Annotated in this window: 14 protein-coding genes; 8 read left to right on the top strand and 6 right to left on the bottom strand. The window is 59.5% G+C overall.

All coding sequences use genetic code 11. The features are described from left to right. Positions 1–100: 100 nt before the first annotated feature. Together SB764_RS19925 and SB764_RS19930 are read left to right on the top strand one after the other, a co-directional pair. Complete coding sequence (locus tag SB764_RS19925; RefSeq protein ID WP_080180464.1) at positions 101–907, top strand: substrate-binding periplasmic protein; 807 nt, start codon at positions 101–103, stop codon at positions 905–907. Positions 908–987: 80 nt separating this feature from the next. Beyond that, positions 988–2,316, top strand: a complete 1,329-nt coding sequence (locus SB764_RS19930) for an FAD-binding oxidoreductase (protein ID WP_321866457.1) — start codon at positions 988–990, stop codon at positions 2,314–2,316. A gap of 57 nt (positions 2,317–2,373) precedes the next feature. Here the strand turns inward: SB764_RS19930 and hutX are convergent, their stop codons facing one another. From hutX to SB764_RS19945, 3 genes are all read right to left on the bottom strand, one after another. Further along, positions 2,374–2,877 (bottom strand): heme utilization cystosolic carrier protein HutX, encoded by a 504-nt coding sequence (gene hutX, locus SB764_RS19935; protein ID WP_183715467.1) that lies wholly within the window; start codon positions 2,875–2,877, stop codon positions 2,374–2,376. Then, on the bottom strand, positions 2,870–4,192 hold the full coding sequence (gene hutW, locus SB764_RS19940) for a heme anaerobic degradation radical SAM methyltransferase ChuW/HutW (RefSeq protein WP_065059081.1): 1,323 nt from the start codon (positions 4,190–4,192) through the stop codon (positions 2,870–2,872). Before hutW ends, hutX begins: the two co-directional genes overlap by 8 nt. Before the next feature lie 470 nt (positions 4,193–4,662). Next, a complete protein-coding gene (locus SB764_RS19945; protein WP_110326291.1) occupies positions 4,663–6,075 on the bottom strand; it encodes a Do family serine endopeptidase in 1,413 nt (470 codons plus the stop codon). 432 nt (positions 6,076–6,507) lie between these two features. On the opposite strand from SB764_RS19945, the gene SB764_RS19950 reads away from it, so the two are divergent. Then, a complete protein-coding gene (locus tag SB764_RS19950) occupies positions 6,508–7,272 on the top strand; it encodes a hypothetical protein (protein ID WP_065059160.1) in 765 nt (254 codons plus the stop codon). Between the two features lie 93 nt (positions 7,273–7,365). On the opposite strand, the gene SB764_RS19955 is transcribed toward SB764_RS19950, so the two are convergent. Further along, the gene (locus SB764_RS19955; RefSeq protein ID WP_124261318.1) at positions 7,366–7,764 is read right to left on the bottom strand and encodes a hypothetical protein; all 399 of its coding nucleotides are present in this window, start codon (positions 7,762–7,764) and stop codon (positions 7,366–7,368) included. A 150-nt stretch (positions 7,765–7,914) separates the two neighbouring features. After that, entirely contained in the window at positions 7,915–8,841 is a 927-nt protein-coding gene (locus tag SB764_RS19960; protein WP_410864509.1) for a LysR family transcriptional regulator, read from the bottom strand. A gap of 169 nt (positions 8,842–9,010) precedes the next feature. On the opposite strand from SB764_RS19960, the gene SB764_RS19965 reads away from it, so the two are divergent. From SB764_RS19965 to SB764_RS19980, 4 genes are all read left to right on the top strand, one after another. Further along, positions 9,011–9,784, top strand: a complete 774-nt coding sequence (locus SB764_RS19965; protein ID WP_183040461.1) for an SDR family oxidoreductase — start codon at positions 9,011–9,013, stop codon at positions 9,782–9,784. 132 nt (positions 9,785–9,916) lie between these two features. Beyond that, positions 9,917–10,525 (top strand): YfiR family protein, encoded by a 609-nt coding sequence (locus SB764_RS19970; protein ID WP_410864511.1) that lies wholly within the window; start codon positions 9,917–9,919, stop codon positions 10,523–10,525. After that, positions 10,522–11,913: a diguanylate cyclase domain-containing protein gene (locus SB764_RS19975; RefSeq protein WP_410864513.1), complete on the top strand. Its 1,392-nt coding sequence runs from the start codon at positions 10,522–10,524 to the stop codon at positions 11,911–11,913. Before SB764_RS19970 ends, SB764_RS19975 begins: the two co-directional genes overlap by 4 nt. A gap of 10 nt (positions 11,914–11,923) precedes the next feature. Next, the gene (locus tag SB764_RS19980; protein WP_410864515.1) at positions 11,924–12,448 is read left to right on the top strand and encodes an OmpA family protein; all 525 of its coding nucleotides are present in this window, start codon (positions 11,924–11,926) and stop codon (positions 12,446–12,448) included. 37 nt (positions 12,449–12,485) lie between these two features. Here SB764_RS19980 and SB764_RS19985 read toward each other — a convergent pair whose 3' ends face one another. Then, positions 12,486–14,063 (bottom strand): EAL domain-containing protein, encoded by a 1,578-nt coding sequence (locus SB764_RS19985; protein WP_410864517.1) that lies wholly within the window; start codon positions 14,061–14,063, stop codon positions 12,486–12,488. Positions 14,064–14,382: 319 nt separating this feature from the next. Between SB764_RS19985 and SB764_RS19990 the strand changes: the two genes are divergently transcribed. Further along, the gene (locus SB764_RS19990; protein WP_410864519.1) at positions 14,383–15,321 is read left to right on the top strand and encodes a hypothetical protein; all 939 of its coding nucleotides are present in this window, start codon (positions 14,383–14,385) and stop codon (positions 15,319–15,321) included. Positions 15,322–15,390 lie beyond the last annotated feature (69 nt).

Here is a 15,390-nt window from a genome sequence, read left to right on the forward strand (position 1 = left end):
CGCGGCGATCGCGGCGTGCAGACATCGCCGCACGGGTGGCTGAAACGACTCCCGTACCTGGCCGATTGTTGTTCCAGAAACCCCTAAAGGAAAGGACGCCATGTCGTACATCGCATTCAACCTGTCTCGCGCTACGTTCGGTGCCGCTTTGAAGCGCTTTGCCGTTGTCTCGGGCGTCACGCTGTCGCTGTCGGTGTGGGGGCATGTTGCACAGGCCGACGCCGCCACGCTGCGGGCCGGCTCGCCGCCCTCGAGCGCCCCGACTACGTTCCTCGACATCAAGACGCAACAGATCGAGGGCTTGATGCCCGACGTCGTGCGTGAGATCGCGAAGCGCGAAGGCTTCGATGTCGATTATCAGGCGGTGCCGTTTTCGGCCCTGATTCCTTCGGTGGTGTCGGGCAAGATCGACCTGATCGTTGCCGGCATGACGCCGACCGAGAAACGGGCCGAAGTCGTATCGTTTTCGCAGCCGGTCACCGCATTCGGCGAAGGCGTTATCGTGAAGGCGTCGGACAAGACCAACTATCGTTCGGCGCAGGACTTCAAGGGCATGTCGATCGGCGCGCTGACCGCGACCGACTATGGCGACCAGTTGACCAAACTCGGCATCTTCAAGGAAGTGAAGATGTACGACAGTCCCGCCGACATGACGCGCGATGTCGCGCTTGGCCGCATTGTTGCCGGTTTCAACGATTACCCGCTGCTCAAGGCGCAGGAAGCGATGGGTTCAATGGCTGGCACGCGCGTCGACGACGCCTATGTGCCGATGAAGAAATTCGACATTGCAGTCGCGGTGAAGAAAGGCAACGACGCACTGCTCGCAAAGATCAACGACGCGCTCACGAAGATGAAGGCCGACGGCACACTCGACGCGCTGCTGAAGAAGTGGCACATGATCGCTTGAGTATCGATGCCACTGCAGGCCCTGCTGTTGAGGCCACTCAGTAGCGTCGACATGACGGTTTCATTGAACAGACGAGAGACATGCTTAAGATCGATGAAGTCATAAATAGCGAAGGCTTTCCCGATCGCTGCGATGTGGCGGTGATAGGGGGCGGCATCGTCGGCGTCAGCACGGCCTATGAACTCGCGCGGCGCGGCGTATCGGTCGTCTTGCTGGAAAAAGGCGTGATCGCGGGCGAACAGTCGGGGCGCAACTGGGGTTGGGTACGTCAGCAGAATCGCGATCTCCATGAATTGCCGCTTGCCATGCAAAGCCTGCGGCGTTGGGGCGAATTGAACGAGGAGTTGGGCGACGATATCGGCTTTCGCAAGTCCGGCATTTTGTACAGCACGGAGAGCCAGGCGGATGTTGCGCAGTGGGAGAAGTGGCTGGCGGGGGCGAGGGCCTTAGGGTTCAGCAGCGACATTCTGTCTGCGCGTGAACTGGCTTCGCGCATTCCATCCGGCAAGGGGAAATGGGCGGGAGGTTTGTGGTCGCCGTCCGATGGTCGCGCCGAACCGTCGAAAGCCGCGCCTGCGATTGCCAGAGGCGCGCAAAAGCTGGGCGCCAGGATTTATCAGAATTGCGCGGTCCGCGCACTCGACGAAAGCGCGGGTCGCGTTTCCGGTGTCTGGACGGAGCGAGGCCGTATCGCTGTCGATAACGTCGTGCTTGCGGGTGGCGCATGGAGTGCGCTGTTTTGTCAGCGGCAGGGCATCGCGCTTCCGGCCATCAACGTGATCGGCACGGCGTTGCGTACCGCCGAGGCGCCGGGTGTGATCGACGGTTGTTTCTCGGGGCCGAATTTCGCGCTGCGGCGTCGGCTCGACGGTGGCTATACCATCGCGGTTCCTGGATATGGCCGCGTAGAACTGGCGCCGCAAAACCTGCGGCATTCGATCCAGTTTCGCACCATGTTCCGCAGCAAATTGAAGAAGAAACTGAAGATCCGCGTCGGGTCGAGTTTCTTCGACGGTCCGGAAGCGCGCGCCAGTTGGGGCGACCGTGACGTTACGCCCTTCGAGCGGCATCGCGTGCTCGATCCACGGCCCGATACCGAGTGGCTCGAGCGCGCTTTGCGCAACGTGGCGAGTGTCTTTCCAGAACTCGCGGGGCTGCGGATCGCGCACGCGTGGGCTGGCGCGATCGACACCACGCCAGACCTGGTTCCTGTTATCTCGCCCGTCGATGCGAAGCCCGGCCTCACGATCGCCTCCGGGTTCAGCGGCCACGGCTTTGCATTGGGACCGGGGGCGGGCATGCTCGTGAGTCAAATGGTGATGGGCGAGCGGCCGCAGTTCGATATCTCGCCATTTCGCTTGGGGCGATTTAGCGACGGTTCCGATGTACGCGTCCCCGAGATGATGTGAGTCGCACGGCGTATTGTGCGCGGTCTTGAAGGCGTGCGACTTTCCGTTGAGCGCGATTTAAAGCGCAGCACGCCTTTCGAGTGCGCGAGATAATGCGCGGAAGGCGAGAAGCTGGGTTTCATGCAATTGTCTGTTGCTGTCGCGCCCGACGAATATCTTGAGCATCGCGCGCCCATCGGCATTGATGAACCAGATGGACGCGGTGTCGACGCCCATGAAACGACGTTCAACGAACGCGATGTGTTCGCAGCGATCGGAGCGGATGTGGCCTTTCAAGCCCTGGTCGCCCTGAAGATTGAAGAAACCGTGTGCATGTTGGCCGCGCGGTAACGTCCCTTGAAATTCGAGGATCAGGTCGTCGTGATGGATGAGCGTGGTGACCTCGCCCCAATCGCAAACGTCCGACCAGACCGTTTCAAAAAGTCCGCCATCCAGAACGTGAGTGTGCGGAAGTCGCCGAATGATCTGCAACGGCGAGACAGAATACGTACGGGCGATGTCTTCGACAGTGCCATCCGGCCCGGTTGCGAGAAAGTCGATCAGTGCCTGGGTGCTATGCATTTGCGAAGTCGCCATGGAGCGTGGTCAGTTGAGGAAGCAGAGTCTGTAGCGCCTGCAGCAGATTGTTGCCCCAGAAGCGGCCTTCGGGCGTCAGGGTAAAGCGCGAATCTTCGCAGTTCACGAGGCCGCACCGTTGCCATTGCTGTAGCAGGGGAGCGAGCACGACTGGGTTTTCGACAATACGGCTCAGGTCGTAGCGCCCCGCTTCGATGCCGCCCTGAAGATCGAGACGCCAGCGTTGTTCGCCATTTGCGCGGGTCATCGCCATGATGGGTTTTCGTCCATCGTCCAACTGCGCAAAATAAGTGGTGAGGTCTGGCGCAATCCTGTACGAATCACCATCGAGATTGCCGCCCGCACCGCTGCCGAATGCAAGACAATCCGCGCCTTGCTTGATCAACAGGTTGTAGATGTTGCGCTCACGCGTGGTTCGCGCCCAATGGCTATTGCTGAGTTGATGCCAACCATTTTCGCCAAGCAGTCGTGCGCCCTCGACATAGAAGTCTCGGCGCGCGGCGAGATCCGGCAACGTGATGCGCTGATCGACGACGGCTTTGGCCAGCGCAGTCGAAGGCAGCAGATTCAGCGAATAGAGATCCACGCCGTCAAGCCCAAGATCGCGAACCAACTTCAGATCGTCGAACCACGATTCGTGAGTTTGGCCGGGCAATCCGAAGATCAGATCACAGACAACGGCTGCGCTGTCGCGTCTCGTCAGCTTGCGCAGGAACGCGAGCGCTTCCTCGCGGGTGGCTCGACGTCCTAAACGACGTCGTATGAGGGTGTCGAACGTTTGAATGCCGATCGAAAAGCGGTTTGCGCCCGCGTCGAGGCATGCATCGACACGATCGTCGTCAAAATTGAGGACGCGCCCTTCAATGGTGATCTCGCAGTCCGGCGCCAGCGGCAAGCAGCGCCGTACGACACTGATCAGCCGATGTAGTTGTGCTGCACCCAGCGCCGAGGGTGTCCCGCCACCCAGGTACACGGCGTGAACCGGCGCGTCGCGATGAAGCGCGCAAGCGGATTCCAGTTCAATTTCGCGGATCAGGTAATCGCAGTATTTCTCCATGACGTCATCTTCCAGACGATTCTGGTAAAAGCCGCAAAACCTGCAGCGTGTCGCGCAAAATGGAATGTGGAGATAGACGAGGCGCTTGTTTGAGGGCAGGCGACGGTTGCAGAGCGTTTGCCATTGCGCGGCAATTTCCTGCGCCGGGACGCTGTTCTGTGCGCGCCAGGGCATGATGGCCGGGCGATCCGCGAACGGTATGCCGTTTTCCGCAGCATAAAATCTTGTGATGTCTGGCGTCATGCGAGTCTGCTTTTCCGAAGATGTCGATGACTCACAATAGATGAGACCGTTTCTCATTTATTGGGTATCTCCGGTCTGCTCTGAGCTATGTCAATTCTGTGCAGTGGCTTACCCACGCACAGCACCGCGCATGAAGTCGAGTGTCTCGCGACACTTTCAACCCGCATTTCCAGCAGAGACTGTTCGTCTATCAGACGGTCCGCAGAGGTTCGCATCGTGCAGGTCTCTCCTCCAGGCCCGTTGCATCGCTGATGCAGTCGCCGATGCCCAGGTAGGTTCTGTTCGTGTGCGGCTCCGTGCGTTCTGTGGCGAGAAACGGTGGGCCTGGCGCGCAACGATCGACAGAAAGCGAGCGGAGCCGCCAAGGCTGCGCTCGCGTCGGAGTGCCTATTTTCGGAGTCACGCAACGCCGTGCGCAGCGGGCGCCGGCGCCCGATACCCACCGGACGCGAGCCGCCGCGCTCTGTCAATCAGCTCAGCGGCACCTCGACCGATGCCTGTTCGCCATCGCGCACCACCGTAATCGAAACGCTGTCGTTGGCCTGAGCGATCATGTCGCGCAGTTGCTCGACACTCCGGATCAGTTCGCCATCCACCGCGACGATGATGTCGCCAGTTCGAATGCCCGCTGCCGCGGCCGGCCCGGTCGCCTGCTGCACCATCAATCCGCCCGGCAACTGCGCTTGCTGCTGCTCGTCGTCGCTCAGCGGTCTGACGGCGACGCCCAGACGCGGGCCGCTCTGCTGCTGGCGTTGCTGGCGCGGTGCAGTTTCCGCGCGTTCCGGCGATTGCTGCGCGCCGATGACCATCGGCAGCTTGCGCTCGGCACCGGAGCGCCACACGCCGACGCTCGCGTCGCTCCCCGGCGAAAGCTGGGCGATCTGGCCGATCAATTCCGTCGGGCTGCCAATGTGCTTGCCGTTGACGCTGATGATCACGTCGCCTGCACGCAGGCCGGCCGCTTGAGCGGGGCCGTCGGGATCGACAGAGCCTACGAACGCGCCGCTGTTCGAGTCGAGGCCAAGCGCTTTTGCCTTATCCGCGCCAAGCGGTTGCACGCCCACTCCGATGCGGCCGCGCGTGACGTGGCCGGTGCTGACGAGTTGATCCTTCACGTGCATGGCGGCATCGATCGGAATTGCAAACGACAGGCCCTGGAAGCCACCTGTGCGCGAATAGATCATCGAGTTGATGCCGATGACTTCGCCGTTCAGATTGAATAACGGGCCGCCCGAGTTGCCGGGATTGACGGGCACGTCGGTCTGTATGAACGGGATTGGGCTGTCGTCGGAGAACGAGCGTGACTTCGCGCTGATGATGCCAGACGTCACCGTGCTGTCAAAGCCGTACGGCGAGCCGATCGCGACGACCCATTCGCCGACCTTGCTGTTGTCCGGATTTCCGATCCTCACCGTTGGCAGATTCGACGCGTCGATTTTGACAACGGCCACGTCCGTGGTTTTGTCCTTGCCGATGACGCGCGCGTGGAATTCACGGCCGTCGGTCAGCTTGACGCTGACGCTGCTCGCGCCGTCGACGACATGGTTGTTGGTAAGTATGTAGCCATCCTGACTAATAATGAAGCCGGAGCCGAGTGCTTCACCGCCGCTTGTGCTCTGGCCGTTCTCATCGATCGAAGCAGCTTCCTTGACTCCGATATGCACCACCGCCGGGCCGTAGCGCGCAACAATGCCAGAAAAATCCGGGGCAGCCGGGCTGGAGGCGCTGGTTTTCGCGGTCCCGCCGCCGCCCGATGCGGACGTCGACGCTTGCACTTCATTGACGACCGCATCGGCAGGTCGATGAAGAATGGCGTACGCGCCGCCGAGCGCGAGGACGAGACAGATCGCAACGCTGTTGCGCCGATATTTTTTGGAGATCATGGCCAGGGAGTGTTGCTGAGGAGAAAGAGATCGACGCGTAATGTAGTGGCGCCTACTTAAAGGAAGCTTAAAGGTGGCGTGAGATTGGACGAATTCGAACGGAGAGGGTTGGGGTATGCATCTGCTCGTTGGAAGTGCTGACGGTTCGACGCTTCTGTGTGCGATGGAGTTGAATGAATCCGTTCACGGTAGCGATGCGCCATGAAGCAATGTTGGTCCACCGATTTCCGTTGTGGTCGCAACCTATTTAATATCGGATGCCTCATGTCGGCTGTTCCTGTTATCGACGGTTGCGGGACGACGGCGTTCGCATCGGAAGCGTTCCTCTAACTTTTCTATGTGATGATCGTCGGGGAAATTGGGGACGTACGCTTTTTGATGAGTGTGTTAATTCCGCGGACGGCTCGTCCCGGCTCTGCCGGGATGGCCGGCATGAATCGTTACAATGTATGGACGAGTTCCTGTCGACAGAATCGCATGCGAAATATCCTGACTTCCTTTTTCCGGAGCGGCGACGCCATCCGCAGTCGTCGCGTAAGTGACATCGTTTTATCCGGTACGCTCGATCTGCCGGCGCCTTCTGCGGCCGTGCTTGCCGATTGGCAAAGAGAGACAGCGTTGCGGCTCGCTCTGGAACCCGGGGATGTCGAGGCAATGCCTCTGGCGCGCACGCAAATGCGCTGGCCGGACTACAGGCGCTGCGTGGAGGCGATGTCCGGTTGGGCCGTGGCCCTGGGACTGCCTGCGGGGATTGCAGATTGCGACATGGCGCTGATGGCCTGTCGTGGCGCGCGGTATCACCACGATGGCGAGCAATATGGCGATACCGCTTTCTGCAATCTCTTCCTGAGTGAAGATAAGGGGCTGGATTTGCATTTTCCCTTGACGGGCCAACGCTTTCCCATCGAGCGGGGAACAGCCGTGATTTTCGATCCGGTCCAACCCCACGGCGTCATTCGGCGCGGCAGCAGCAATTTTTCCGCAGCCGAATTTGCATCGGGCGAGGACTTCACCCAGGTTTTCCTGACGTGGGAACTGCCGATAGAAGACGCCGATATTGGAAGCGCGCTAAAGGTCGCTTTCGATATTGCTCCCTCGACTTCGCTGCAAGTCGAGAAAGAGCAGGTCTGGTACAACGGCTCACCCGCTACCGTGTGTCCGCAATCGGGTCGCCTGCTCCGCGTTGAGCAGTATTGAAGTCACGGCCCGGTACCGCGCACAGCAACGCGAAATAGGCGACTCGTAGCTGATCCACAAGCCGCCGTTTTTCTTAAGCGGTCGATCAAGACATCATTGCTCGCTGTGGACGAGGTTAGCTTCGCCCTCCGCGATTAGGTCTGCGGCGATCTCCAGCACTTCGGCGAGCCTGAACAACAACTGCTCGCGCCACTCTTCATCGTCAGCGGATGCCGAGGGTTTTGCCAGGCTCTCCATCAGCGAGCTGGCGGTTTCAAGGAATGGCAGGCTGCGGTGATAGCTCGATGCGGCCATCATCGCGGCATCTGTCGCGGCCTTTATCGCTTGCGGATTCTCGTCGGGGAATTGCTGCGTCGGCGTCTGTCCTTCGGCTGCGAGCAAATCAATACGCAACTGACTTTGCGACCATACGCGCAGCGCTCGCTGCTGAAGGTTCGCATAGTGCTCGCGCAGTTCGGTTTCACTAAGCATTTCGGCGTTTGCTGCTCTCATGTTCGGGAAGCGATATTTTACGTTAGCGCAGAGACACCGATTGAAGCTTCCTGCTTGCTCGCTCAGAAATATTAGCCACCGTATCAGTTGGCAAAACGATATCTGCCGCCATAAACCGTTGGAAAAGCCTGTTCGGAAAATCGTGCTCGTTTATGGCGAGTCAAACGTCTCCTGTCGTTCGCAGCACCGTTTCCTCACGAGTTCGACAAGCCAGTCGGCGAATACCTGAAGGCGCCGGGAGAGGTGTTGCCGATGCGGATAAAGCAGCGTGACCGGCATGGGCGCAGCACGATATTCCGGCAGAACCTCAACCAGTTCTCCGGCCTGGAGATGGGTCTCGACGTCGTAAGCGGGGATCTGTATGAGCCCGAGGCCCGACAGGCAACACGCGATATACGCCTCCGCACTGTTGACGGTGACGCGCCCCTTGATCGCGAGCGTCCTCGCCGTGTCGCCCTCAACCCATTCCCACGGCGCGAGCCGGCCGCTGGTTGGAGAGGCGTAACCGATCGGTATGTGGTCGACGAGGTCGTCGGGGGCGCGCGGTACGCCGTGGCGGGCAAGATAGGCAGGGCTGGCGACGTTGATGAGCGTGAGCGCGCCGATCGGACGCGCAATGAGCTCGGATTCGTGAAGCATGCCCACGCGCAGTGCGCAGTCGACTCTTTCTTCGATCAAATCGACGGTTCGATCCGTCGCGCCAATTTCAATGTCGATTTGCGGATACGCATCGAGAAACGCAGGAAGCGCCGGCGCAACGATCAAGCGACCAATGCGCCCGGGCATATCGACACGTAAGGTACCGGCGGAGGCGAAGTCCGCCGAACGGAACAGATGTTCCGTTTCCTCTACATCGGCGATCAGTCGCTGGCAGCGTTCGTAGAAGGCCGCGCCGTCCTGGGTTGTGGTGACCTTGCGTGTGGTGCGGTTCAGCAAACGCGTACCGACGCGGTTTTCCAGTTCCTGAATGGCGGCCGATACGGACGAGCGAGGCATGCCGAGCGTATCCGCGGCGCGCGTGAAGTTCGCGCATTCCACGACGCGGGTGAAAACACGAAACAGATCGATTCGGTCCATGTTCGCCGATTAGCCAGAGCGCATTCGATAGGGGAAATTCGACGCCAATAATTGGTCGCGATTTCTGACTGATGCATCCAGAAATACAGGCTTTATAGACCATAAATCGAACTATACCATTCGCTATAGAGTGACTGCATCGGGCGGTCACGCAGATCGGAGCGGCAGAATGGCAAACCATGAAATCCACGGTAAAACGGTGCTGATTGCAGGGGGGGCGAAGAACCTCGGTGGCCTCATCGCGCGGGACCTCGCCAGTCACGGTGCGAAGGCAGTCGTCATTCATTACAACAGCGCGAGCACGAAGCAAGCTGCGGAGGAAACGGTTGCCGCCGTCAAGCAAGCCGGCGCCGCGGCCATTGCACTGCAGGCGGACCTGACGAGTGCCGCAGCGGTGGAGACACTGTTTGCGGATGCGATTGCCGCGGTTGGGCGTCCGGACATTGCGATCAACACCGTGGGGAAGGTGCTGAAAAAGCCTTTCACGGAGATCAGCGAGGCGGAATACGACGAGATGTCGGCGGTCAATTCGAAATCCGCATTTTTCTTCTTGCGCGAAGCAGGCCGCCACGTGAATGACAACGGGAAAATCGTCACGCTCGTGACATCGCTGCTGGGCGCATTCACACCGTTTTACGCTGCTTACGCGGGCACGAAGGCGCCGGTCGAGCATTTCACGCGCGCGGCCGCGCAGGAGTTTGGCGCGCGTGGAATTTCGGTGACAGCGGTCGGGCCTGGCCCGATGGACACGCCGTTCTTCTATCCGGCTGAAGGCGCGGACGCCGTTGCTTATCACAAAACGGCCGCGGCACTGTCGAAGTTCTCGAAGACGGGCTTGACGGATATTCAGGACGTCGTGCCGTTCATTCGTCATCTTGTGAGCGATGGCTGGTGGATCACTGGCCAGACTATCCTGATCAACGGCGGGTACACCACGAAGTAAGTCGCCGGCGCGCCGGGACGCATCCTCCCGGCGTGCGCACGCTTGCACGAAAGATGACGTCAGCGTAAATGGCGAGGTAGTATTCGATGAAATCAGAAACTGCCTTCATCGAATAATGCAGTCGACATAAAAATGGCCAAACTCGGGATCCCTGCCGCTGTCGTGGTGCTGGCATTGCTGTGCGTTGGCATCGCGTCGCCGGGCCGCGCGCAAACGCCGGCCATCCCGACTGCCTCCACACCGGCTCCGGGCACTGAGCGCGATGCCGAGCGGCGGGAAACCATTGCGCGCGTCATCACGGGCATTATTCGTTTTACACATTGGCCTGTTTCGTCGGACAAACTCCGCGTATGTCTGATGGGTGACGAGGCCGATATGGCGCGACTGGCGCCGTCGATTCGCGATCAGGGAGCCGGCCTGGCGCCACCGTTGTCGGTGACGACGCAAGCGAATCTTTCTGGCCGCGCGCAACCCCAAGCCGACTGCAACGTCATTTATTTCGCATCACGATCCGTACTCGATGATGCCGACCGCCATGCCTTTTTTCGCCGCGTGGCGGACCGTCCCATATTGACGGTCGGCGCGCTTCCCGTCGCATGCGATATGGGGGCGATGTTCTGCCTGAAAGCCGAACAGGATCCCGCTTTATTCGGTGCGAATCTGGATGCGATTTCTCGCAGCGGCTTGCACGTCGATCCCAAAGTATTGTTGCTGGCGCGCCGGCCCGGGAGCGCGAAATGAGCAGAGCAAGGCATGAACCGGAAAAGGGGCATACGCCTATCCCGCTCGCAAAGGCCTTGCGCCGGGCGCACGTTTTGAGCGTTGCGGTCGTCGTGATCGTATCGAATGTCTTGCTGATGAGCGGTGGCTTGATCGAATTGCGTCATATTGCAATCGAGAATATGTCGCTGACGGCGAGTTCGATCGCCTACACGCTGGAAGCGGCCGTCGTCTTCCATGACCGGGCAGCCGCGATGGATATCGTGAAGCGCATTGCCACTGCGAACGCAGTGGAAACGGTTGATGTGCTCGATGGCAATGGCGCGCCGTTTGTGTCCTGGCGCGACGCCACCGACGCTGCCGGTGCGGCGCCCTTGCCGATATTCGCTTCCTTCTATCACGCATTAGGACCCAGCCAGATCACCGTTCCGGTCGTCAGCGGTCAACAGAAAGTAGGCGAAGTACGTCTGCGTGGCCGTCCCGACCGCGAAGTGGCATTCATTCTCTCAAGCGCGGCGTGGATTCTGCTGTGCGTGGCCGTGAGCATTCCTGGCATGCTGGCGCTCTCGCACCGGATGTTCAAGGCCATCGTGGAGCCGCTTGGCAATCTCGCCAATGTCACGCGACAGGTTCGCCTGGTGCGCGCGTGGAACCAGCGCGTTCCGCGCTCGCGGCTCACGGAAATCAACGATCTCGCCACGGACTTCAACGCCTTGCTGGAGGAGTTGCAGGTCTGGGAGGCGCGGATGCAAACCGAACAGGCGACGCTGAGCCATCGCGCCGCGCATGACAGCCTGACGGGTTTGCCGAACCGGTCATTTTTTACCGAACGATTCGAAGTCTTGTTACAGGGGGCAGCCGCGACGCACGGACGGCTCGCGGTGCTCTACGTGGACTGCAACGATTTCAAGGTCATCAACGACGAATATGGCCACGATGCGGGCGATGATGTGCTGAAAGCGCTGGCTTCGCGCATGCGTTCGAGCGTGCGCGTCAATGACATGGTCGCTCGCCTTGGCGGCGATGAGTTTGTGATCGTGCTATCGCCCATCACGGATGTTCAGGAACCGCAGCAGATTGCGTTATCCATCGCGCAGGCGATGGCCGACCCGATTCACATCGGCAACGCCAGGACCGTCACAGCGTCGGTGAGCGTGGGCATTGCGGTCTATCCGGAAGATGGCCTGGACAGTGCGGGCTTGACGCGGGCCGCGGATCGCGCGATGTACGAAATGAAGCAGCGCAAGCCCACAAGGCAGCTTGGCGCGACCTCGCACAGCGAAGGGCAAGACGACCAACGGGAAGACCCGCCGGCGGCGTCGCACACCGGCTCGAAGGCTGGCGCGCAAGCAGACCAGACTGCATCCATTCCACCCTTTATCGATTCGTTCAACTCCCCGGCGAACTAATATGCATGGTATGCAACACAATTTTCGCGCAATCGTTGCGGCGAAGGTGATCCGGTTCTTCGGTTTAATGAGCATCGTAAGCGTGGCATTCACGCTTGCGGCCTGCCAGACAGCGGCCAAGGAAACGGGATTCAGTCAGGCACAGATTGCCGTCTTGCAGTCCGAGGGCTTCGTGCAAACCGACGAAGGCTGGACGCTTGGGTTATCGGCAAAACTGCTTTTTCCCACTGACGACGCGGAACTCAGTTCGCAAAGTCGCGAAGTGGTGAAAAAGCTGGCGTCGTCGCTCAAGTCCGTGGGATTGACGCGTCTGCGCGTACTGGGTTTCACCGATTCGGTGGGCAGCGACGCGTATAACGATCTGCTGTCACAGAAACGGGCTGACTCCGTCACGAACGAGATGGTGGCTTCGGGCATTCCGCGCGAAGGCGTTGTTGCACAAGGCATGGGCAAGCGACACCCTATTGCCGATAACAGCAGTGCGCAAGGGCGCGCACAGAACCGGCGGGTAAGCGTTGTGGTGCAGAGCGAGTAGCGGTATTGCCCGCAAAGGATGCTCGTATCTCTCCGTACTACGCGGGCTGCGGCGAGACGCCCGGATTGGCCGCCACAAACGCGGCCAGCGTCTGGATGGGCATGGGTTTGCCGAAGACCCACCCTTGTGCGAACTGCACGCCGGCCGCACGCAGAATGTCGCGTTGTTCGACAGTCTCAACGCCTTCCGCAATCATCTGCAGATTCAGCGAGTGTGCCATTTCGATGATGTGCATCGTCACCTGGCGCGTGGGGGCGGTCGTGGCAATGGAATCGACGAACATTCTGTCGATTTTCAGAAAATCGAGTTTGTACGTGGCGAGATAAGACAAACTCGAATTCCCTGTGCCGAAGTCATCAATCGCGACTTTGAATCCCTGTGCGCGCACGTTCAGCAATACGTCCGTTGCCTGCTCCGGATTCATGAAGCCGCGCTCCGTTGCTTCGATAACGATGTTCTCCGGCAGTGCATTCATCGCGGCAAGCATGTCATTGAGCTTGGCAGGCGTCTCCGCAGAGTTCAAATCGGCTGCGGAGACGTTGATCGCAATATGCAGATCCGGATGGTTCTTGATCAGCAGCGAGGCATCGCGCGCTACCAGTTCAATGACTTTCTGTGTGATATTGACGATCAGGTTGCTCGTCTCCGCAACCGGAATGAATTCAGATGGGCCAACCGGTCTTCCGTCACGGCGCTTCCAGCGGATCAGTGCTTCGGCTCCGACGCATCGAAGCGTACGTAAATCCATGACGGGTTGATAAAGCAGATAGAACTCGTCGTTTTTCAACGCGATCCTGATCTGATTCGACAAAGAGAAGTATCTGCCAATCGCAATCCAGCTGAGCAATGCCAACAAGGCACCGATCTGCACGGAGAGCGGAATCGCGCTGCGTGCAGGTCCGTCCGATAGCGTTTGCCACCACGTCACGGGCATCGATGCAAAAATCACGTCGCTTTCTTTTTCTGTGCGCACGGCGACAACGAGTCGATCTCTATCGACAAAATGGGTGTCCCCTTGCTGGAATCGGCGTGTCCATGCCGGGTCGTAATAGCCGTGAGAGCGGACCACGGATTGCGATGGGAAACTGATGTGCGAAAATGACACCGACGACGTTTCAGGCAGGATATCGAGCACGACGCCCGGCGCAATGAAAATGGCATCGTTGCCTCGCGCATTGACGTTGAACGTTGTGCCCGGCAAGGACGGCAGATTAACGGCGCTCCACGATTTCATCCCGCTCGAATCGATTCGTTCCGGTTGGCCCAATGGTTGGCGTTGCGCCAGATTTGTCATCGTGGCGCACTGGAGCGCGCCGTCGGCGAGGTAGCCCATGCCTTTGAGCATCGGCTTTGTCGCAATGATGTTTCGCATGCGAGCCAATTCACGCTCTGAGCAAGGGTCTTGCGCAGTGGCAACAGTTGTCGATCCAGAACGCCGCGCGTTTTGTACCTCGCTCAGTGCGCGCATCACTTCGTCGCGCGTTTCGGACGAGCGTCGGCCAATATCGGTCGCCAGCGCATTCAGGTGCTGCACTTGCGCCTGTCGTCCGGCGAGCCAGGTCAATGTCACCCCGAGGGCAACGGGCAGCGCCATCGAAACGGTTGCCGCGAGCAATGATGCAATCCAATATTTTGTACCGGAGGCCACGTTTACCCCGCTCTAACATATGGAATTACCTGCGCCCGACTGTTGACCAGTGTAAGCGTTCGTCAGTCAAACGCGATTCTGAATCTCGGCCCTTAACAATAGTTAACGAATCTCGGGAGCCGGCGGTTTGGCCGGGTTTCGCATGGGGCTTATCAGTGGCGTATCGGGAACACCGCGCGCAGATTAACCGGGAATGCGGTTGTGATGGCGTCAGCGACGGTGAAGAGCCCATCAGGGCTTGCTTGCCGTGAACGGCGCGTGAAGTTCATTGACTCGAGAAATGCCGATGAGAGATTGGGACGACGAAACCGAAGAGGAAGAAGCGCCGCCGCTGGTTGGACCGCAGCGGCCTTCAGCGCGCTCTGTCAATTTTTGGCCTAAGGGATCGCGCGGTCTTGACCGCATGGACCAGCAGGCGGCAGAGGCGCGCGCGCAAGTGCTCTTCGGCACGGCATGGGCAAAAGATCCGCTGGAGAAGGGCAGAATAGACGGGATTGGCTTCGCCGGTGATGGTGTAAGGCGGCTGCCAGACGACCGTGCTTCGTCGACGTTCAAGCTGGTGCCCTCGGAGTTTCTTCGGCATGCGCAAAAGATGCGGCCGGAGAAACCAGAAGCGACGGTTTCGGCATTCTCACAGTGGATTTATTCGCTCTACGGCCAGGCGTTTGGCGACGATGAAGACCGCGAGCGCGGGAAGGCGATGGAGCAGGAGATTCTCGAGAGGAGGACAAAGGCAGCCTGTTGCGTCAACAACGGATTTCTGCGCAGCATTGATTCGGATTGGCGTCTGATTCACAACGGTTTGCATGTGCGCGATAGAGATCATGTGGACTACTTCACCATCGATAGTTTGAACGTCAATGGTGAGCCACTGCGCGCGTCTCCGGATCTGGTCTACCGCAACCAGCGGTTTTCAGAGGTCATCATCGTCGAGATCAAGTATTCAAGAATGCAGATTCCGGCGAATCTTTGGCCCAATATTTGGGGGCAACTCTGGTGCTACGCCCAGATCGACGTCGCACGGAACGCCAGCAGCCTCACTGCCGTTGGTGAGGTGTGGGGAGAAAGTTGGACGAGGGGGTACGGACGAGGGCGCAACTACACGCCAGGTGTGCCACTCGTGAGTTTGCGCGCATCGGTGCGCCGGGACCCGCGTTCGGCCGCGTATCACCGGTTCTTTCGGGCGCTCTTCGAGATCTATGGTGGTCGTGGCGGGACTGTATAACTGACGAAACGCCGTCTTGATGTTGCGGCTCCGCGTTCGTTCATCGAAGGCGGCAAATTCAAGGCGGTC

This window comes from Paraburkholderia sp. SIMBA_027 (assembly GCF_046535315.1).
Classification (GTDB): Bacteria; Pseudomonadota; Gammaproteobacteria; order Burkholderiales; family Burkholderiaceae; genus Paraburkholderia; species Paraburkholderia tropica.